Origin of the sequence: Nocardioides asiaticus, assembly GCF_040049175.1 — a bacterium.
Lineage (GTDB): Bacteria > Actinomycetota > Actinomycetes > Propionibacteriales > Nocardioidaceae > Nocardioides > Nocardioides cheoyonin.
Genome location: NZ_JBDZDM010000008.1, coordinates 44,893 through 64,302 on the forward strand (window position 1 = coordinate 44,893; position 19,410 = coordinate 64,302).

The 19,410-nt window shown below is 71.8% G+C and carries 20 protein-coding genes; 18 read left to right on the top strand and 2 right to left on the bottom strand.

All coding sequences use genetic code 11. The features are described from left to right. Positions 1-42 precede the first annotated feature (42 nt). The 10 genes from ABLE53_RS23505 (at position 43) to pdxT (ending at position 7,335) form a co-directional block, all read left to right on the top strand. Entirely contained in the window at positions 43-1,167 is a 1,125-nt protein-coding gene (locus ABLE53_RS23505) for an ROK family protein (protein ID WP_348861610.1), read from the top strand. A 109-nt stretch (positions 1,168-1,276) separates the two neighbouring features. Continuing rightward, complete coding sequence (locus tag ABLE53_RS23510; protein ID WP_348861611.1) at positions 1,277-1,894, top strand: hypothetical protein; 618 nt, start codon at positions 1,277-1,279, stop codon at positions 1,892-1,894. Between the two features lie 53 nt (positions 1,895-1,947). Beyond that, positions 1,948-2,571, top strand: a complete 624-nt coding sequence (pgsA, locus tag ABLE53_RS23515) for a phosphatidylinositol phosphate synthase (protein WP_348861612.1) — start codon at positions 1,948-1,950, stop codon at positions 2,569-2,571. After that, a complete protein-coding gene (locus tag ABLE53_RS23520; protein WP_348861613.1) occupies positions 2,568-3,356 on the top strand; it encodes an inositol monophosphatase family protein in 789 nt (262 codons plus the stop codon). Before pgsA ends, ABLE53_RS23520 begins: the two co-directional genes overlap by 4 nt. A 62-nt stretch (positions 3,357-3,418) precedes the next feature. Further along, positions 3,419-4,321, top strand: coding sequence for a pyridoxal 5'-phosphate synthase lyase subunit PdxS (gene pdxS, locus ABLE53_RS23525; RefSeq protein WP_348861614.1), 903 nt, complete (start codon positions 3,419-3,421; stop codon positions 4,319-4,321). 228 nt (positions 4,322-4,549) lie between these two features. Next, positions 4,550-5,086: an alternate-type signal peptide domain-containing protein gene (locus tag ABLE53_RS23530; RefSeq protein ID WP_348861615.1), complete on the top strand. Its 537-nt coding sequence runs from the start codon at positions 4,550-4,552 to the stop codon at positions 5,084-5,086. Positions 5,087-5,091: 5 nt separating this feature from the next. Then, positions 5,092-5,649 carry a signal peptidase I gene (locus ABLE53_RS23535; RefSeq protein WP_348861616.1) on the top strand — a complete coding sequence of 186 codons (558 nt, stop codon included), beginning with the start codon at positions 5,092-5,094 and terminating at the stop codon, positions 5,647-5,649. Continuing rightward, positions 5,642-6,283: a SipW-dependent-type signal peptide-containing protein gene (locus ABLE53_RS23540; RefSeq protein WP_348861617.1), complete on the top strand. Its 642-nt coding sequence runs from the start codon at positions 5,642-5,644 to the stop codon at positions 6,281-6,283. Before ABLE53_RS23535 ends, ABLE53_RS23540 begins: the two co-directional genes overlap by 8 nt. Further along, positions 6,280-6,729, top strand: coding sequence for a fibronectin type III domain-containing protein (locus ABLE53_RS23545; protein ID WP_348861618.1), 450 nt, complete (start codon positions 6,280-6,282; stop codon positions 6,727-6,729). The genes ABLE53_RS23540 and ABLE53_RS23545 overlap by 4 nt, the downstream gene beginning before the upstream one ends. A 24-nt stretch (positions 6,730-6,753) precedes the next feature. Continuing rightward, complete coding sequence (pdxT, locus tag ABLE53_RS23550; RefSeq protein ID WP_348861619.1) at positions 6,754-7,335, top strand: pyridoxal 5'-phosphate synthase glutaminase subunit PdxT; 582 nt, start codon at positions 6,754-6,756, stop codon at positions 7,333-7,335. Between the two features lie 118 nt (positions 7,336-7,453). Here the strand turns inward: pdxT and ABLE53_RS23555 are convergent, their stop codons facing one another. Together ABLE53_RS23555 and ABLE53_RS23560 are read right to left on the bottom strand one after the other, a co-directional pair. Then, positions 7,454-8,395, bottom strand: coding sequence for a type IV toxin-antitoxin system AbiEi family antitoxin domain-containing protein (locus tag ABLE53_RS23555; RefSeq protein WP_348861620.1), 942 nt, complete (start codon positions 8,393-8,395; stop codon positions 7,454-7,456). A 219-nt stretch (positions 8,396-8,614) separates the two neighbouring features. Beyond that, entirely contained in the window at positions 8,615-11,032 is a 2,418-nt protein-coding gene (locus ABLE53_RS23560) for an HAD-IC family P-type ATPase (RefSeq protein ID WP_348861621.1), read from the bottom strand. A 125-nt stretch (positions 11,033-11,157) separates the two neighbouring features. Between ABLE53_RS23560 and ABLE53_RS23565 the strand changes: the two genes are divergently transcribed. The 8 genes from ABLE53_RS23565 to secF all read left to right on the top strand — a co-directional run bounded on the left by ABLE53_RS23565 (position 11,158) and on the right by secF (position 19,408). Next, on the top strand, positions 11,158-11,928 hold the full coding sequence (locus ABLE53_RS23565) for a YebC/PmpR family DNA-binding transcriptional regulator (protein ID WP_348861622.1): 771 nt from the start codon (positions 11,158-11,160) through the stop codon (positions 11,926-11,928). Positions 11,929-12,022: 94 nt separating this feature from the next. After that, positions 12,023-13,408 (top strand): calcium-binding protein, encoded by a 1,386-nt coding sequence (locus ABLE53_RS23570; RefSeq protein WP_348861623.1) that lies wholly within the window; start codon positions 12,023-12,025, stop codon positions 13,406-13,408. 115 nt (positions 13,409-13,523) lie between these two features. Next, entirely contained in the window at positions 13,524-14,084 is a 561-nt protein-coding gene (gene ruvC / locus ABLE53_RS23575; RefSeq protein WP_348861624.1) for a crossover junction endodeoxyribonuclease RuvC, read from the top strand. Beyond that, positions 14,081-14,677 carry a Holliday junction branch migration protein RuvA gene (gene ruvA / locus ABLE53_RS23580; RefSeq protein ID WP_348861625.1) on the top strand — a complete coding sequence of 199 codons (597 nt, stop codon included), beginning with the start codon at positions 14,081-14,083 and terminating at the stop codon, positions 14,675-14,677. Before ruvC ends, ruvA begins: the two co-directional genes overlap by 4 nt. Before the next feature lie 5 nt (positions 14,678-14,682). Further along, positions 14,683-15,774 (top strand): Holliday junction branch migration DNA helicase RuvB, encoded by a 1,092-nt coding sequence (ruvB, locus tag ABLE53_RS23585; RefSeq protein WP_425474913.1) that lies wholly within the window; start codon positions 14,683-14,685, stop codon positions 15,772-15,774. Between the two features lie 174 nt (positions 15,775-15,948). Next, positions 15,949-16,377 (top strand): preprotein translocase subunit YajC, encoded by a 429-nt coding sequence (gene yajC / locus ABLE53_RS23590; protein ID WP_348861626.1) that lies wholly within the window; start codon positions 15,949-15,951, stop codon positions 16,375-16,377. Between the two features lie 2 nt (positions 16,378-16,379). Continuing rightward, positions 16,380-18,155, top strand: coding sequence for a protein translocase subunit SecD (secD, locus tag ABLE53_RS23595; protein ID WP_348861627.1), 1,776 nt, complete (start codon positions 16,380-16,382; stop codon positions 18,153-18,155). Continuing rightward, positions 18,155-19,408 carry a protein translocase subunit SecF gene (gene secF, locus ABLE53_RS23600; protein ID WP_348861628.1) on the top strand — a complete coding sequence of 418 codons (1,254 nt, stop codon included), beginning with the start codon at positions 18,155-18,157 and terminating at the stop codon, positions 19,406-19,408. The genes secD and secF overlap by 1 nt, the downstream gene beginning before the upstream one ends. Positions 19,409-19,410: the final 2 nt, after the last annotated feature.

A 19,410-nucleotide genomic window follows, 5' to 3' on the forward strand; every position in this document is an offset into this window, starting at 1 on the left:
GGCACGGGGACCGAAGAGCTACGTCGAGCCAACCTCCACGCGGTGCTCCACGCGGTCCACACCCGAGGGCCGATCACCCGGGCCGAGCTGACCCGGCTGCTGGGGCTCAACCGGAGCACCGTGGGAGGGCTCACCAGCGAGCTGATGAAGCTCGACCTGGTGGCGGAGCAGATCGCGGAGCGGGCCGGCCGTGGCCGGCCCTCCCACCTCGTCGTACCCCGGCCGGAGAACGCCGTCGTCGCGGTCGACCTCGGGGTCGACCGGGTCGAGGTGGCCGTGGTCGGGCTCGGCGGCGTCGTCCTCGACCGGCGCGTACGCCGTCACCAGCGCGGCGAGCACGACGTCAACCATGTCGTCGAGACGATCGCGCAGATGATCGAGCAGACCCTCGAGGCGGCGCCGCCGCCCCGTCGGTACCTCGGGATCGGCGTGTCCGTCCCGGGCACCGTCCGGACCCGCGACGGTGTGGTGCAGTTCGCGCCCAACCTCGGCTGGCGGTCCGAGCCGTTCACCGAGCTGCTGGAGAAGCGGCTCGGCTGCCAGGTCAGCACCGGCAACGACGCCAACCTCGGCGTCATGGCCGAGCACCTGCGCGGCGCGGCCGTCGGGCACTCGCACGCGGCGTACCTCTCCGCGAGCGTCGGCATCGGCGGCGGCTTCATCGTCGGCGGACACCTCCTGCAGGGCGCGGGCGGGTACGCCGGCGAGGTCGGCCACCTCCAGGTCGACACCGAGGGGGAGGAGTGCCGCTGCGGTGCCGTCGGCTGCTGGGAGATGAAGGTCGGGGAGAACCGCCTGCTCACCCTCGCCGGCCGGCTGCCGGGCGGCGGTCCCGAGGCGGTCGCCGAGGTGATCGCGTCGGCCGGGGCGGGGGAGCGGCGCGCGGCCGACGCGGTCGACGAGATCGCGCAGTGGCTCGGCGTCGGGCTGCGGGCGGTCATCAACGTCTTCAACCCCGAGGTCATCGTCCTCGGCGGCAGCCTGGCGCAGCTGTGGCCGTCGGTGTCGGACCGGGTCGAGCGCGCCGTACGCCGCTCGACGCTGCTCTCGCCGTCCGCGGACGTCGAGGTCCGCGGGGCCGAGCTGGGGCAGGACTCCAGCCTGATCGGCGCCGCCGAGCTCGCCTTCGCACCGGTGCTCGAGGACCCGCAGGCGCTCGCCGGCTGAGCGACGTACGAGGGCGTGCGGGGACTATTGCGCTCCCGGTGCGTCGGGAGGAACGTGGACGCAACCGGCGGCGCCGCTGGGGCGCTGCCCCGGACGGAGGGAGAGCGCCGTGTTCGCTCGCTCCACCACCATCTCCGGCGACCCGGCGAGCATCGACGCCGGCATCGCCTACCTGCAAGGTCGGTTCGACGCCATCACGGCCATGGACGGCTGCATCGGGCTCTCGATGATGGTCGACCGCGACTCGGGCATGTCCATCTCCACCACGTCGTGGCGCACGGCCGAGGAAATGGAGTCCTCGATGGCCGGGATCACCCCGATGCGCGACGAGCTCGCCCGCGCGATGGGCGGCGAGCCGGTCGTGGAGGAGTGGGAGGTCGAGATGATGCACCGCGACCACATGACCCATGCGGGGTCCTGCTGCCGGGTGACCTGGCTGCGGACCGGCCACGCCGACGCGGCCCGCGCGCTCGAGGTCTACCGCAGCTCGGTGCTGCCGGCGCTCGACGAGCTGCCCGGGTTCTGCAGTGCCAGCCTGATGGCGAACAAGGAGGCCGGCCGGGCCTGCTCGACGGTCAGCTTCGACAGCCTCGAGGCGATGGAGCAGAGCCGCGAGCAGGCCTGGACGATCCGGGACGCGGGGCTCCGCGAGGCGGGCGTCGACGAGATCGACGCGGCCGAGTTCGAGCTGGTGATGGCGCACCTGAGGGTCCCCGAGATGGCCTGAGGCGGACTGCCTGAGCCGTGGGCGCATGGCGGGCGGATACGCTGCTGCCCGCCATGCTCGAACGTTTCCGCGCCTTCTTCACGAAGGTCATCTCGCCCATCGCCCACCTGCTGATCAGGCTGCACGTGAGCGCCGACGCCGTGACCCTCGTCGGGACCATCGGGGTCTGCGTGGGCGCGCTGGCGTTCTACCCGCAGGGCCACCGGCTGGGAGGGACGATCTTCATCACCTGCTTCGTCTTCAGCGACCTCATCGACGGCCACATGTCGCGGCTGAGCGGGACGACCAGCAAGTTCGGCGCCTTCCTCGACTCGACCCTCGACCGGATCGGCGACGGCGCGGTCTTCGGTGGCCTCGCGCTCTACTTCGCCGGGCCGGGCGACAGCACGCTCTACACCTGGCTATCGCTGGTCTGCCTGGTGATGGGGTCGGTGACGTCGTACGCCCGCGCGCGGGCCGAGGGGCTCGGCTTCCAGGCTAAGGTCGGCATCGCCGAGCGCTCCGACCGGCTCGTCTCGATCCTCGTGATGACCGGGTTCGCCGGCATCTTCGACCTCGACCTGCTCATCTACATCACGCTGTGGGCCCTCGCCGTCGCGTCGACGATCACCGTCGGCCAGCGGATCTGGGTCGTGCGGAAGCAGGCCGTCGCCGAGGCCCGGGAGGCGACGGCGTGACGGCGCTGGCCGACGACGTACGCCTCGCCGGGGAGCTGGCCCGCGAGGCGGGCCGGCTGGCCCTCCGGATGCGCCGCGAGGGCGTCAGCGCGGAGCGGAAGACGTCGGTCTCCGACCTCGTCACCGAGGCCGACCGGGCCTCGGAGGAGCTGATCGTCTCCCGGCTGGCGGCCGAGCGACCCGACGACGGCGTCCTCGGCGAGGAGGGCGCCTCCCGGGAGAGCCGCAGCGGGCGGAGCTGGGTGATCGACCCGGTCGACGGGACCTACAACTTCGTCCACGGACTCGCCTGGTGGTGTACGGCGATCGCCCTCGTCGACGGCACGCCCGACGACGGCGAGGTGCTGCTCGGCGCGGTCTACCACCCCCACGACGACGTGCTGTACGTCGGCGGCCCCGGCGCACCCACCACCCGCAACGGCGAGCCCCTCGAGCCGGCCGGCGACCGGCGGCTCGAAGAGTCCTGCCTCACGACCTACCTGCACCCGCCGTTCTACACCGGGGAGGTGGGGGAGACCTTCGTGCGGGTGGCGTCGCACGCCGCGACCCTGCGCATGCTCGGCTCGGGCTCCATGGACCTCACCGCCGTCGCCCAGGGCCAGCTCGACGTGTGGTGCCAGCACAGCGTCCCGGCGTGGGACCGGCTGCCCGGCTGGGGCCTCGTCCTGGGTGCCGGAGGCGCGGCCCGGCAGGTGTCGGCGGCGGGCGTCCTGTGGTCGGTGGCGGGTGCCCCGACGGCCGTGGCGGACGTCTGCGAGGCGCTCACCGGCGAGCGCGCCGGGTAGCCGTCCGTCCACGGGAGGCGGCCGCCGTCGGCGTACAACCATCGTGGGCCTACGATTCCCGCATGGCAGGAAGCATCCACGAGCAGCACACCGGCACCACCCCCGTGAAGCGGGGCATGGCCGAGATGCTCAAGGGCGGCGTCATCATGGACGTCGTCACCCCCGACCAGGCCAAGATCGCCGAGGACTCCGGCGCCGTCGCGGTGATGGCGCTCGAGCGGGTCCCGGCCGACATCCGCGCCCAGGGCGGCGTCTCCCGGATGAGCGACCCGGACATGATCGACGGCATCGTCGCGGCCGTCTCGATCCCGGTCATGGCGAAGGCCCGGATCGGCCACTTCGTCGAGGCGCAGGTGCTCCAGTCGCTCGGGGTGGACTATGTCGACGAGTCCGAGGTGCTCACCCCCGCCGACTACGACAACCACATCGACAAGTGGGCCTTCACGGTGCCGTTCGTGTGCGGTGCGACCAACCTGGGCGAGGCGCTGCGGCGCATCACCGAGGGTGCGGCGATGATCCGCTCGAAGGGCGAGGCCGGGACCGGCGACGTCTCCAACGCGGTGACCCACATGCGCACCATCCGCAAGGAGATCCGCCGGCTCGGGTCGCTCTCCGCCGACGAGCTCTACGTAGCCGCGAAGGAGCTGCAGGCGCCGTACGACCTCGTCAAGGAGGTCGCCTCGACCGGCAACCTGCCCGTCGTGCTCTTCACCGCCGGAGGCATCGCCACCCCCGCCGACGCCGCGATGATGATGCAGCTCGGCGCCGAGGGCGTCTTCGTCGGCTCGGGCATCTTCAAGTCCGGCAACCCAGCCCAGCGCGCCGAGGCGATCGTCAAGGCGACCACGTTCTACGACGACCCCGACGTCGTCGCGAAGGTGTCCCGCGGGATCGGCGAGGCGATGGTCGGCATCAACGTCGAGGAGATCCCGCAGCCGCACCGGCTCGCCGAGCGCGGCTGGTGACGGCGCGGCGACCGCGCACCTGACCTGTCTGGACCACCTCTGACAGACGTCGGATAGCCCGGTCCGGCTACCCAGCGGTGCCGTTCGGGTGGTTCAGACCAGTTCCACGGACACAGGCGTACGCCGGGGTGTCTGCTGTTCCCCGTCCCGGCGACCGCCGGGCGGCACGGCTGCGCCGTGCACAGATCGAGCCGGCGGCGACCCCGCCGGCGGGTGGGAACACGCACGATGAAGAAGTCGACCAAGGGCGTGCTCGCGGCCGGTGCCGCAGCCGTCCTTCTGCTCGGGGGTGCCGGCTCGCTGGCGTACTGGACGTCCGGGGACACCGTCACCGGTACCGGGATCGACGCCGGCACGTTGAAGCTCGAACCCGCCGACGCGGACGCGCCGTGCACCGGCTGGACCTTCGCCGACGGCACGGCGTACGCCGCGACCGACAAGGTCGTCCCGGGCGACGTGCTGAGCAAGACCTGCACGTACACGCTGACCGTGACCGGCAAGCACCTCTCCGGCACCATCTCGGCTTCGACGCCGACCTTCGCCGACGGCTCGGGCCCGGCCCTCGTCGCCGACCTGCACCCGACGGTCGCGGTGCGCGACACGACGGACGGTGGCGACCTGGCGACGTTCACGAAGGATCAGGACGGCCACAGGCTCTCGGTCGTGGTGTCCGTGCCCTTCGACGCGGCGTCGAGCAACAACAGCCAGGGCCTCTCCGCGACGCTCGACAGCATCACCGTCACCGCGTCGCAGAACCACAGCTGACCTCCATGCGCGCTGCTCTCGGGTGGGCCTGGCGCGCCGTCGTCTGGGCGCTGATCCTCGTGATCGCCGCGGTCCTCGCGGTCGCGGTCCTGATCCCGCGGGTGACTGGCGCGACGCCGTACACCATCCTCACCGGCTCCATGCGCCCCGGGATGCCGCCCGGGACGCTGGTCGTCGTACGCCCGGCCGACGCCCCGGACATCGCGGTGGGCGACGTCGTCACCTATCAGCTCCGCTCCGGCGAGCCGGAGGTGGTCACCCATCGAGTCGTGGCGCAGGGCCTCGACGGCCACGGCCGACCGGTCTTCCGGACCCAGGGCGACGCCAACCCCACGCCCGATGAGGCGTGGGTCCGGCCGGTACAGGTCAAGGGCACGCGGTGGTACTCCGTGCCGTACGTCGGCTACGTCAGCGAGGTGCTCACCGGCGAGCAGCGGCAGACCGCCGTCTACGTCGTGGCGGGCGGGCTGGTCGTCTACGCCCTCGCGATGTTCGCCGGGACGCTGCGGGAGCGGCGCCCACGGTCCCGCCGACCCGTCGAGGCAGGGCCACCTCGTGGCTGACCAGGGGCGACGCGCCGTACGACACGCCGGACGGAGGCCGCCGCTGCGGGCCGTGGTGGCCCTGCTCGGGGCCGCGCTCGTCCTCGTCCTCGGTCTCTCCTCCCAGGGCAGCTTCGCGCTCTGGAACGACACCAGCGCGGTCACCACCGGCAGCATCGCCAGCGGCTCGATGGACCTGCAGCTCGCCACCGGTGACACCGACCCAGGTGCCGCGGGACCGGGGACGGCGTACTCGGCGGCGTCGATCACGGTGTCCGCCCTGACGCCGTCGGAGGCGTACGCGTTCCCGGTCACGGTGAAGAACGTCGGCGACGCCGACTTCACCGTCTCGGTCACCGCCGCCCACGGGTCGACCTGGGGCTTCGTGGGTGACCCGCTCAGGGTGCAGCTCGTGGTGGGCACGCCCGACACCTCGGACACGGCGTACCCGGTCCAGCAGAGCTGCGGCGTCGCCGTGCAGACGACGGTCGTCGCGGCCGCCCCGACGCAGATCCTCGCCGGTCCTCGGATCGCGCACGGCACCTCGACGCAGCTCTGTCTGCTCGTCCAGATGGCGACGGACGCGTCGAGCGACAACCAGGGCCGGAGCGCCACCCTGTCGCTGGGCTTCACCGCCACCCAGGTCACGTCGTGAGGCCGACCCGCTGGCTGGTCGCGGCCGTGGTCGCCGTGGTGCTCCTGCTTCCGGCGCGCGGGTCGCTGGCGGCGTACGTCGACACCTCCACCGCCACGACGGGGACGGTCACGGCGCCGACGCTGCCGACGGTCTCGATCACGTGCACGGACGGCGCTCTGCTGGGCACACCGACCATCTCGTGGTCTGCGCCGTCCGCCGGTGTGCCGGTGGACGGCTATCGCGTGAGCTATGTCCCGTCGGGTGTGTCGACAGGCGTGAGCGGCTCTCAGGACGTCACCACGACGAGCTGGCAGCCGACGTCCACGCTTCTGTCGGTCGTAGCGACCTACAGCATCACGGTGGCGACCCTGGCTCGTGGCTGGGCCTCGGCGCCCTCGAACACGGCGAAGGTCAGCATCACGAGCCTCGCCGGGCTCGACGTGCTCGGCAAGTGCGTCTCCTGACCGCTGCCCGACTACGATCCCTGCGTGCCTCTGACCATCGGTGTCCTCGCGCTCCAGGGCGACGTGCGCGAGCACGTCGCGACGCTGACCCGGCTGGGGGTGAGCGCGCCGGCCGTACGCCGGCCCACGGAGCTGGACGCGTGCGACGCCCTGGTGATCCCGGGCGGCGAGTCGACCACGATCGGGCGGCTGGCCCGGACCTTCGACCTCCTCGAGCCGCTGCGGTCGCGGGTGAAGGAGGGGATGCCGGCGTTCGGGACGTGCGCGGGGATGATCCTGCTGGCGGACCGGATCGTCGACGGGGTGGCCGGACAGGAGACGATCGGCGGTCTGGATGTGACCGTGCGGCGCAACGCCTTCGGGCGGCAGGTCGACTCGTTCGAGGACGACCTCGCGGTCGACGGCCTCGCCGAGGCTGTGCACGCGGTCTTCATCCGTGCTCCGTGGGTCGAGGAGGTCGGGCCCGGCGTCGAGGTGCTCGCGACGGCCGCCGGCCACCCGGTCGCAGTGCGGCGGGGGCCGCTGCTCGCCACGTCGTTCCACCCCGAGGTCTCGGGGGACGACCGGGTCCACGGGCTCTTCGTCGACCTGGTCCGCGGCGCGTAGCGGGCTCGCCCGTTCGTCTAGGTATGCAGGAAAGTGGTCACTCCTCGTGCGGAGTTCCGCCGGGGGAGTGATCGTTCGGCTGCATACCTAGACGAACAGGCAGCGCCGGGCCGCCGGCTCAGCTCACCAGCCGCAGGGCCCGTCGTACGCGCTCGGCGGTCTGCCGTGGACGGTCGTAGTCGTCCCAGATCAGGCGGACCATGGAGTAGCTCGTGAGCTCGCGTATCTCGTCCTCGCGCCGCTTCTCCTCGAACACGACGTCGCCCGGCTGCTGCCCGGGCTTGAGGAGTCGGCCGTACTTGATGTGGCCGTCGAACTCTCCGAGTCCGCCCAGACGCGGCCATCCCCAGTCCGCGAGGCCGGCTATCGAGCCGTCACGTCGCCGGACCTCGAACTGGAGGACGGGGTCGGGAATCCCCTGCATGCGAAAGAGGTGGCGACCACGAGTCTCCCCGACCGAGCCCGATCGGCCGTCGGCGAGGGGGACGAGCGCGGCCACGCGATGCATGAAGGGCCAGTGCTCCAGCTGGTCGTACTTCGCCTCGAGGGATGCCCGGTCGAACGTCCTCGATCGCAGCCCGGAGTCGAGGAGACACCACGCGGCCTCGGCATCTGCGCGTGAGGCGGCCTCGAGCACGCATCTCTCCGGCACCAGGACCCGCTCGCCGGCGACCTGGACGACCTCGTCGTCGGTCCAGAAGCCCTCGTGATGGACGACGTCGCCTTCGATACGCCCCGGACCGCCGTCGAGCCGGGTGACGTGGACCCGGTCGAGCGGGAGGTTCCAGACGTCGATGCCGTGCCGGACGACGCCGGAGACATGGCTGAGCGCCACCGCCGGCCCAAGCGAGTGCAGCACCGCGCTCGAGCGCACCCGATGTCGGCCGACTGGGTCCAGTGCCGCCCACGTCGTCGCGAAGGCGTAGGCGCCGCGCCTGATCCGCACCCAGAGGCGGCGTCGAACCATCTGGGTGATCTGCCGGTCGGCGTACCCAACCGCCTTCGCGTCGGGCCTGGTGAAGAAGCCGCGTTGTTCGGCCATGATCTGCAGGGCATCCATGCGGCCACCGTCGTACGAAGCGCCTCGCGGCCGCTGGTTCTGTCACCGCCTCTGTGGATGGCGCCGGCGCGGCACGGACCTGTGAACGCCGAACGGCCCATCGGACCTGGGTGGATGCCCGTCAAGGGATGCAGCCGGACGGCGACTTCCCACGCGGAGCTCCGCCGGGGGAGTGACCGCTCGGCTGCATCCCTTGACGAACAGCCGCCGCCGGCGCCTCTAGACCTGCGACCGTGGCGCGGTGAGGACCGCCGCCGCGCGGTGCGTGATCTCCACGAGGAAGGAGCCCACCGCGCCCACGATGAGCGCGACGGCGATCCGCCACGGGGTGAAGTCGAACAGGAAGACCGTGTGCAGCGGCGGCACGAGCACGATGAGGGCCACGACGGCCCCGAGCGCCGCGACGAGGCCGAGCTTCCAGCCCGCGATCGGCCGGGCCTGCACCAGCACGACCCACAGTCCGACCACGAGGGCGACCAGCGTCGCCGTCGTACGCCCTCCGTCGACGCCGGAGCCCTCCACGACCCGCGCCAGGAGGTAGCCGGCGTACGCGCACACCCCGACGACGATCCCGACCGGGACGGCGAACCGGAGCACCCGCCGCAGGAAGCCGGGGACGTAGCGACGCCGGTTGGGGCCGAGGGCGAGGAAGAAGCCGGGTACGCCGATGGTGACGCTCGAGATGAGGGAGAGCTGGATGGGTGCTAGCGGGTACGCCGTGAAGGTCACCGCGGAGATGACTGCGAGCAGCAGCGAATAGGCGTTCTTGACCAGGAAGAGACAGGCGGCGCGCTCGATGTTGGCGATGACGCGGCGGCCCTCGGCGACGACGTCCGGGAGGTGGGCGAACTGCCCGTCGAGCAGCACCAGCTGCGCGACGGCGCGGGTCGCCGGCGCCCCGTTGCCCATCGCGACGCCGATGTCGGCGTCCTTGAGGGCGAGCGCGTCGTTGACGCCGTCGCCGGTCATCGCGACGACGTGGCCGCGGCGCTGGAGGGCGCCGACGATGGCGCGCTTCTGGTGGGGCGCGACCCGGCCGAAGACGCTGTGGGTGTCGAGGACCTCGGCGAGGGCCTCCGGGTCCTCCGGGAGCGTCCGGGCGTCGACCGCGTCGTCGGCGCCGGCCACGCCGGGGACGCCGACCGCGGCAGCGACGGCCCCGACGGTGCGCGGGTTGTCGCCGGAGATGACCTTGAGGGCGACCCCCTGCTCGGTGAAGTACCTCATCGTGTCCGGCGCGTCGTCGCGGATCTGCTCGGCGAGGACGACGAGCGCCGCCGGCAGGAGGTACGACGGCAGCGCGGCGTCGCCGTCGGCGTCCCGCCCCGGCGGCGAGTCGGCGCGGGCCAGGAGGAGGACCCGGCTGCCCTGCTCGGCGAGCTCGTCGGCGGCCTGCCGGGCCTGGTGCTGCGGGCCGGGCTGGGGGCTCGGCAGGACCATCTCGGGCGCCCCGAGGACCCAGGTGACCCGGCCGCCGGTCACCGCCGCCGACCACTTGCGCGCGGAGGAGAACGGCACTGCGTCTACCGCCGTCCACGTCGGCGCGGGCATCGCCTCGCCGATCGCCCTCGCCGTCGCGTTGGCGTCGCCGGTGGTGGACAGCAGCGCGAGCGCCTGTCGTACGTCGTTGAGCGGGCTGCCGAGCGGCTCCACCCGGTCGAACACGACGTCGCCGCGGGTGAGGGTGCCGGTCTTGTCGAGGCAGACGACGTCGACCCGGGCGAGCCCCTCGACAGCGGGCAGCTCCTGGACGAGAGTCTGCCGGCGGGCGAGCGTCAGGGTGCCGAGCATGAAGGCGAGGCTGGTGAGCAGGACCAGGCCCTCCGGGATCATCCCGACCAGCGCGGCGACGGCGCCGGTGACGGCGTCCTGCCAGGTGTCGTTGTCCTTGCTGTGGAACTGGCTCACCAGCAGGATCGGGCCGACGACCAGCATCATCACCGCGACCCAGCGCAGGATCTTGTTGGTGGCCGCGACCAGCTCGGAGTGGGTCACGGTGAAGCGCCTGGCCTCCGTCGCGAGCCGGGCGGCGTACGCCTCGTCGCCGACGCCGGTCGCCTGGAAGCGCCCCTCGCCGGCGACGACGATCGAGCCCGACCGGACGTGGTCGCCGGTCTCCTTCGCGACCGGGTCGGACTCGCCGGTGAGGAGCGACTCGTCGATCTCGAGCCCGCCGGAGTCCAGCAGCTCGCCGTCGGCCGGGACCTGGTCGCCGGTGCGCAGCAGGACGAGATCGTCGGCGACCACCTCCTCCACCGGGAGCTCCTCGCCGGTCCCGTCGCGGATGACGCGGGCACGCGGCGCGTTGAGGATGGCCAGCCGGTCGAGGGTCCGCTTGGCGCGCAGCTCCTGGACGACGCCGATGAGCGTGTTGGCGAGCACCACGAAGCCGAAGAGCGCGTTCTGCCAGCGGCCGGTGATCGCGATGATGACGAAGAGGACCGCGAGGAGCCCGTTGAACGGTGTCAGGACGTTGGCCCGCAGGATGTCGACCAGCGGACGGCTGGTGCGGACGTCGGAGGCGTTGGTCCGGCCGGCGGCCGCGCGCTCGGCCACCTGGCGCTGTGACAGCCCCACCGTCGGCGTACGGAAGGGGACGGAGGCGGTGGCGGTCAGCTCCGGCGACTCCCTGGTCACGAACGCACCCTAGCCGGACGACGCACGTGGAGACCGTCGCCGGGGAGGCCCTCGATAGAATGTGTCGGATCGCCGCGGGCGGCGGTCCCGGACGACCGATCGCAGAGCTACACAGGACGGGGAACATGAGCGGCCACTCGAAATGGGCGACCACCAAGCACAAGAAGGCGGTCATCGACGCGAAGCGCGGGAAGCTCTTCGCGAAGCTCATCAAGAACATCGAGATCGCGGCCAAGATGGGCGGCCCCGACCCGGCCGGCAACCCGACGCTCTACGACGCCATCCAGAAGGCCAAGAAGCAGTCCGTCCCCAACGACAACATCGACCGGGCCGTGAAGCGCGGCGGCGGCCTCGACGGCGGCGGCGTCAGCTACGACACGATCATGTACGAGGTCTACGGCCCGCAGGGCGTCGCGCTCCTCGTCGAGTGCCTCACCGACAACCGCAACCGCGCCGCCATGGAGGTCCGGACCGCCGTCACCCGTAACGGCGGCACCATGGCCGACCCGGGGTCGGTGTCGCGGCTCTTCAACCGCAAGGGCGTCGTGGTCGTTCCCAAGAGCCAGGAGGGCAAGGAGGTCACCGAGGACGACGTCCTCGAGGCCACCCTCGACGCGGGCGCCGAGGAGGTCAACGACCTCGAGGAGTCGTTCCAGATCGTGTCCGAGGCGAGCGACGTCGTCGCCGTACGCACCGCCCTGCAGGCCGCCGGCATCGACTACGACTCCGCCGACGTCGAGTTCGTCGCGTCGATGGACATCCCGGTCGCCGACCCGGCCGCCGCGGGGAAGGTCTTCAAGCTCGTCGACGCCGTCGACGACCTCGACGACGTCCAGAACGTCTTCACCAACGTCGACGTCCCCGACGAGGTCATGGCCGAGCTCGAGAACGCCTGAGCCCCCCCTGATCCTGATCTCCGGCCGTCGAGGACAACCTCGGCGGCCGGAGGCGCGTCCAAGGCAGGTCCTGTTGCTTCGAGAAGGATCCGTCATGACACACCTACGACACACGGCCGTCGCCCTCGCCACCGCGGTCACGGGGCTCGGCGTGCCTCTCCTCGCCACCTCTCCGGCGTACGCCGCCGGCCCGACCTGCGCCGGCCAGCCGGCCACGATCGTGGGCACCGCGAAGGCCGACCACCTCGTGGGCACCGCGGGCCGCGACGTGATCGTCGCCCTCGGTGGGAACGACACGGTCGAGGGCCGCGGCGGAGATGACGTGATCTGTGGCGGCGACGGCGGCGATCACGTCTGGGGCGGTGCCGGTGACGACCTGGTCCACGGCGGCGCCCGCGCCGACCGCCTCGTCGGCGGCGACGGCGCTGACCGGCTCTTCGGGGACGACGGGACGGACGCACTGACAGGCAACGGCGGCGCCGACCGGCTCTACGGCGGCGCCGACGCGACCGGGCTGGACCGCGGCGGCGACTGGAAGAGGGGCGACGTCCTCGACGGCGGCTGGGGCGACGACTACCTCGACACCGGCTGGGACCGCAGCCGCTACGACGAGCTGTACCGTCCCGACACCGTCTCGTACGCCGGCGCCACCCGCACCGTCCGGATCGACCTCAGCAGGGCGACCACCACGGTGCGGGGGAGCGCCACCGGCCAGGGCGCCGACACGATCGCCTGGCACCCGGAGCTGCAGGTCACCGGCTCGTCGTACGACGACGTGCTGACCGGGTCGGCGGGGCGCGACCTGCTCTGGGCGGGCAAGGGGGACGACACCGTGGTCGGCAACGGCGGCAACGACCAGCTCTCCGGCGACGACTACCAGCTACCGGCGGACTCCGACACCATCGACGGCGGGGCGGGCAGCGACGAGGTGTACTCCTACTCCGGTGCCGACACTGTCGACAGCGGGACCGGGGCGGACACCGTCACGGCGTACGAGACCAAGCCGCTGCAGGTCACGACCGGCGCGGGCGACGACAGCGTGTTCGTCGACTACGGGCCGTCCTCGGGGCGGCTGAAGGGCTCCGCGATCGCGCTCGGCGCCGGCTACGACACCGTCTACCTGAGCGCGGGCGACGACGCCGGCAAGATCCCGCAGGGCAGCTACGCCATCGACAACGCCGCCGGGAGCATCACCCACACGGTGGACGGCACGTCGACGACGGCGACCCTCTCCGGGGGCGAGCGGTTCTACTTCCTCGACTTCGGCGCGCGGCTGCGGTTCAGCGGCACCGACGAGGCCGAGTGGCTCCAGGACCAGGGCAGGGCGCTCCACGCCGTCATGGGCGGGGGCGACGACTACGTCGAGAGCTTCGGCTCCAGCGACTATGTCGACGGCGGGCCGGGCGAGGACACCGACCACGCCGGGGGCGGCGACGACACCTGCGTCAACGTCGAGCACCGCGGCAGCTGCCATCAGTGATGAAGGCGCTCATCCGGGCCTGGCTCCGCGTGTCGTACGACGACGTGTCGGTGCCACCCGTTAGCGTTGCTCTGCGAACAGACGTTCGACCTGCGTCGGAAAGCGAGGCCACCTGGTGCGCGTGCTCGGGATCGATCCCGGCCTGACCCGCTGCGGCATGGGGGTGGTCGACGGCGAGCTCGGCCGGCCCCTGACGCTCGTCGACGTCAATGTGCTGCGTACGTCGTCGCAGGTCCCGGTGCCCGAACGGCTGGTCACCATCGAGAAGGGCGTCGACGCGTGGCTGGACGACTACCGGCCGGACGCCGTCGCGATCGAGCGGATCTTCGCGCGCTCCGACGTCAGCACCATCATGGGCACCGCCCAGGCGAGCGGCCTCGCGATGGTGTGCGCCGCCCGCCGCGGCCTGCCGGTCGCGCTCCACACCCCGAGCGAGGTGAAGGCGGCGGTCTCCGGCAACGGCCGGGCCGACAAGGCGCAGGTGGGCGCGATGGTGACGCGGATCCTCCGGCTGCCGGCGACGCCGCGGCCGGCGGACGCCGCCGACGCCCTCGCGCTCGCCATCACCCACATCTGGCGCGGCAGCGCCCAGTCCCGCATCGACGCGGCGCTCGCCAAGGCGGGATCCCGACAGGCTCGACCAGCACAGAACGCTCGACCGACGGAGGTCCGATGATCGCGTTCGTCCGCGGACGGGTCGCCGCGGTGACCCTGTCCAGTGCCGTCCTCGAGGTGGGCGGCGTCGGCCTCGAGCTGCAGTGCACGCCTGGCACCCTCGCCGGGCTCCGCACCGGCAGCGAGGCCAACCTGCCCACCAGCATGGTGGTGCGGGAGGACTCGCTCACCCTCTTCGGCTTCGCCGACGAGGAGGAGAAGAGTCTCTTCGAGCTCGTGCAGACCGCGTCGGGGGTCGGTCCGAAGCTGGCGCAGGCGATGCTCGCCGTGCTCTCGCCGGACGGGATCCGTGCCGCCATCGCCGCCGACGACGTCAAGACCCTCACCAAGGTGCCCGGCATCGGCCAGAAGGGCGCGCAGCGGATCATCCTCGAGCTCAAGGACCGGGTCGGCGCACCCACCGGCGGGCGGGTCTCCGCCGCGCCCGCGCCCGCCGAGCCGTGGCGCGACCAGGTCGCCCAGGCGCTGGTCGGCCTCGGTTACGCCGCCAAGGACGCCGACAAGGCCGTCGACGCCGTCAGCGAGCAGGTGGGCGACGCGCCCGACATCAGCACGCTCCTGCGCGCAGCCCTCCGTACCCTGTCGAAGGCGTGACCGAGGTGCACGAGGACGACCTGGCCGCCGCCGAGGAGGCCCACCTCGCGTCCCACACGGGCCAGCCGGGCTCGCTGACCGCGGCGGAGGCCGAGGGTGACGAGCGCGCGGTCGAGCAGGCGCTGCGCCCGCGCACTCTCGACGAGGTCGTCGGTCAGGGCCGTGTCCGTGCCCAGCTGGGCCTGGTCCTCGAAGCGGCCCGGCGACGTGGGAGGGCGCCCGACCACGTCCTGCTCTCTGGGCCGCCCGGGCTGGGCAAGACCACGCTCGCGATGATCATCGCCGCCGAGCTCGCCTCGCCGCTCCGGCTCACCAGCGGCCCCGCCATCACCCACGCCGGCGACCTCGCGGCGATCCTCTCGGGGATGAACGAGGGCGACGTCCTCTTCGTCGACGAGATCCACCGGATGTCCCGGCCCGCCGAGGAGATGCTCTACATGGCGATGGAGGACTTCCGGGTCGACGTCGTCATCGGCAAGGGGCCGGGCGCGACGGCGATCCCGCTCGAGATCCCGCCGTTCACCCTCGTCGGGGCCACCACCCGCGCCGGTCTGCTCCCGGGTCCGCTGCGCGACCGGTTCGGGTTCACCGGCCACCTGGAGTTCTACGAGCCGGGCGAGCTCGAGCTGATCGTCCGTCGCTCCGCCGGGCTGCTCGACGTCGAGCTCACCGACGCCGGGGCGGTGGAGATCGCGTCCCGCTCCCGCGGCACACCCCGCATCGCCAACCGGCTGCTGAGGCGGGTCCGCGACTACGCCCAGGTCCACGCCGACGGGGTCGTCACGCTCGACCTCGCACAGGCCGCGCTGGACCTCTACGAGGTCGACCCGCTCGGCCTCGACCGGCTCGACCGTGCCGTCCTCGACGTGTTGTGCCGCCGCTTCGGAGGCGGGCCGGTCGGCCTCTCCACGCTGGCGGTCGCCGTCGGCGAGGAGCGGGAGACCGTCGAGGAGGTGGCCGAACCGTTCCTCGTCCGCAACGGCTTCCTCGCGCGTACGCCGAGGGGGCGGGTCGCCACCCCCGCGGCCTGGAGCCACCTCGGACTGACGGCCCCGCCCGGCAGCGCCTTCACCGACGAGGCGCTCTTCGACGACTGAGACAGCCCGCGCGACGGGCGGCCGTCGTACGGTGGTCGGTGACAACCCACCGTGACCGAGTCGTGACCGGACCCGGTCGGTCCGATTCGCGATGCGCTCTCATCCCCTGGTTACACTTGCCCGTCGGCCGCCCTGACGGCCCCCTTTCCTCGTATCGGCTGGAGATCTTTCCCCGTGGCTACCGTTCTTCCGTTCCTCGTCATCATCATCGCCTTCTGGTTCCTGCTCATCAGGCCCCAGCAGAAGAAGCAGCGGCAGGTGCGTGAGATGCAGTCGGCCCTGGCCGCCGGTGACGAGGTCATGCTGACCTCCGGCATCTTCGGCACCGTCGAGGCGATCGCCGACGACCATGTCCTCGTCAACGTCGCCGATGGCGTCACCCTCAAGGTCGTCCGCGCCGCCATCGGCCAGGTCACGCCGAAGGAGAGCCCGCTCGAGGACGCCGCCGAGAGCGAGGCCGTCGCCGACGACCCGACCGAGGACGAGAGCGTCGCGGGCGCGCCGGCCGCGGGCGAGCCCGACGCGCAGAGCGCGGCGGAGACCCCTGAGGAGACCCCTGAGGAGACCCTCGAGCGGCTCAACAAGCAGGGAGAGAACCGGTAGTCATGGCGCCCCGCAAGACCGCGCGGCCGGGACGCACCCTCGCGGTGTTCTTCCTGGTCCTCGCGATCATCTACGCCCTCGTGGCCATCGGCGGGTCCTGGAAGCCCGAGCTGGGCCTCGACCTGCGCGGCGGCACCGAGATCGCGATGACCGCCAAGAACTCCCAGGGCGGCTCGGTCAGCAAGGACAGCCTCAACGAGGCGCGCGACATCATCGACCAGCGCGTCAACGGCTCCGGCGTCACCTCCGCGCGGGTCACGACCGAGGGCAGCGACGTCATCAAGGTGAGCATCCCCGGCACCGGCGCGATCCAGCGTGAGCTCGCCGACCGGGTGCGCCAGACCGCGAAGCTGCGCTTCCGGCTCGTCGCCTGCGACAGCTCCAGCAGCACCGGGTGCTCCAGCTCGTCCTCCAGCCAGAGCCAGCTCGACAACCTGCTGCAGAACGGCGGAGCGAGCGGCTCGGCGAGCCCGTCGAGCTCCGCGTCGCCGTCCGCCGGCGCCTCGACGGGCTCCAACCGCGCGCCGGTGGCCTTCGGCAAGAAGCCGAAGGCGGCGTCCAGCTCCTCCCCGTCGGCTACTCCCTCCAGCAGCGCGTCGGCGAGCCCGTCGGCCAGCGGCTCGAGCAGCCCGTCGGCCAGCCCGACCCCCAACGCCTCCTCGACCGGGAGCGACGACGACGCGGTCGTCTCGGTCGACGACGCGCTCTCGTTCATGCGCAGCGTCCCCTCGCAGTGGCAGACGAAGTTCTCCAACTACACCTGCCCGGCGGCGGGCGCGAAGCCGGTCGAGGACGACCCGACCAAGCCGCTGCTCACCTGTGACGACAAGGGCCAGGTCAAGTACCTCCTCACGCCGGCGATCATCGAGGGCACCGAGATCAGCGACGCCGACTACGGCATCCCGCAGAACGCCGCGTCGTACGCCGTGACCCTGGACTTCCACAGCAAGGGCCGCTCGGCCTTCGCCGACGCGACCGGCGCCATCGCCGGCACCGGGGAGCTGTTCGCGATCACCCTCGACGGCAAGGTCATCTCGGCGGCGACCGCGGACAGCCGGATCAGTGGTGGCGCCCAGATCACCGGCGGCTTCAGCCAGTCGACGGCGAAGAGCCTCGCCAACAACCTGAAGTACGGCTCCCTGCCGCTCGACTTCCCGCAGGACGGCATCCAGACCCGCAACGTGGGCCCGTCGCTGGCCGGCAACCAGCTCTCCGCCGGTCTCTGGGCGGGCGCGGTCGGGCTGCTGCTCGTCATGGTGTTCTGCCTGCTCTACTACCGCGGCCTCGGCGTCGTGGTCGTGGGCTCGCTGATCGTGGCGGGGTTCGCGACGTACGGCATGGTGCTGCTGCTCAGCAAGACCGCCGGCGTCACGCTCGACCTGCCCGGCATCGCCGGTCTGATCGTGGCCGTCGGCATCACCGCCGACTCCTTCATCGTCTACTTCGAGCGCATCCGTGACGAGATGCGCGAGGGGAAGTCGATGCGGGTCGCGGTGGACGCCGGATGGACCCGGGCCCGCAACACCTGTCTGGCGGCCGACGCGGTGTCCTTCCTCGCGGCGCTCACGCTCTACATCTTCGCCAGCAACGAGGTGAAGGGCTTTGCGTTCATGCTCGGCCTGTCGACGGTGATCGACCTGATCATCTTCTTCTTCTTCACCCATCCGACGGTCAAGCTGCTGTCCGGGATGAAGTTCTTCAACCGCGGCCACAGGCTGTCCGGTCTCGACAAGGAGGCGATCGGGATCGGCCGGGTCGCGACGGGAGGCAAGGCCTGATGAGCAAGCTCACCCGCCTCGGCGGCGACCTCTATACCGGCCGGAAGTCGATCAACTTCGTCGGCCGCAAGTGGCTCTGGTACGCCATCTCGGCCGTCATCATCGTCGTCGTCGTCCTCGGGCTCAGCGTCAAGGGCCTCAACCTCGGCATCGACTTCAAGGGCGGCACCCGCTACACCGTCACCATCTCCGGTCAGGCGAGCCAGAAGCTCGCCGACCAGCTGCGGGACGCGGTCGGCACGAGCGGCGTACCCGAGGCCGAGACGCCGACGGTCATGACCGCCGGCGACCACTCGGTGGTCATCGAGACCAAGACGATCAACGAGAACTCCGCCGATGACGACAAGGTCATGTCGGCGATCACGAAGACGGCCGACGTCAAGGCCAACGACATCAGCCGCGTCGGCGTGGGCGCCAGCTGGGGCAAGCAGGTGGCGACCAAGGCCGCCACCGGCCTGGTCGTCTTCCTGGTCCTCGTGGTGCTCTTCATCTGGGGCTACTTCAGACAGTGGAAGATGTCGGTCGCGGCCGTCGTCGCGCTCGCCCACGACGTGGTCATCACGGTCGGCGTGTATGCGCTGAGCGGGTTCGAGGTGACTCCTGCGACCGTCACCGGCTTCCTGACGATCCTCGGGTTCTCGCTCTACGACACCGTCGTCGTCTTCGACAAGGTCCGGGAGAACACCAAGAACCTCCGAGCGACCCGCCGGTCGTACGCCGAGGCGGCCAACCTGGCGCTGAACCAGACCCTGGTCCGCTCGGTCAACACCTCGATCGTCGCCCTGCTCCCGGTCATCGCGATCCTCTACGTCAGCGCCGTCCAGCTCGGCACGAGCACGCTGAAGGACATCGCTCTCGCGCTGTTCATCGGCATGGCGGCCGGCACCTACTCCTCGATCTTCATCGCCACGCCGCTGCTGGTGCACCTGAAGTCGGGCGAGAAGGAGGTCGTCGACGCCGAGCGCCGTGCGCGAGCGCGGATCAAGCAGGCCGACAAGTACGCCGACGTCCCCGTCTTCACCGACGACCTGCCGGTCGCCGACGAGCCGGCCGAGCTCGCCGACGCCGAGCCCGGCCCGACCGACGAGGCCGACGTCGACGAGCCCGCCGGCTCGCGGACCGCCTCCCGCCCGCGCTCCGACCCGATGGGTCGCGGTCGGACCGCCCCTTCCCAGCACCGTCCCGTGCGCGAGAGCGGCGCGTCAGGTCGTCCCCAGCCCAGCCGCAAGCCGCGGTCCAAGCGGGGCAAGTGACC

Bases quoted from the DNA above. Each gene is read 5' to 3' on its own strand.
- pdxS (WP_348861614.1), top strand. From the start codon at position 3,419: ATGGCAGGAAGCATCCACGAGCAGCACACCGGCACCACCCCCGTGAAG.
- ABLE53_RS23530 (WP_348861615.1), top strand. From the start codon at position 4,550: ATGAAGAAGTCGACCAAGGGCGTGCTCGCGGCCGGTGCCGCAGCCGTC.
- secD (WP_348861627.1), top strand. From the start codon at position 16,380: ATGGCGCCCCGCAAGACCGCGCGGCCGGGACGCACCCTCGCGGTGTTC.
- ABLE53_RS23535 (WP_348861616.1), top strand. From the start codon at position 5,092: ATGCGCGCTGCTCTCGGGTGGGCCTGGCGCGCCGTCGTCTGGGCGCTG.
- ABLE53_RS23565 (WP_348861622.1), top strand. From the start codon at position 11,158: ATGAGCGGCCACTCGAAATGGGCGACCACCAAGCACAAGAAGGCGGTC.
- ABLE53_RS23555 (WP_348861620.1), bottom strand. From the start codon at position 8,395: ATGGATGCCCTGCAGATCATGGCCGAACAACGCGGCTTCTTCACCAGG.
- pgsA (WP_348861612.1), top strand. From the start codon at position 1,948: ATGCTCGAACGTTTCCGCGCCTTCTTCACGAAGGTCATCTCGCCCATC.
- secF (WP_348861628.1), top strand. From the start codon at position 18,155: ATGAGCAAGCTCACCCGCCTCGGCGGCGACCTCTATACCGGCCGGAAG.
- ruvA (WP_348861625.1), top strand. From the start codon at position 14,081: ATGATCGCGTTCGTCCGCGGACGGGTCGCCGCGGTGACCCTGTCCAGT.
- ABLE53_RS23570 (WP_348861623.1), top strand. From the start codon at position 12,023: ATGACACACCTACGACACACGGCCGTCGCCCTCGCCACCGCGGTCACG.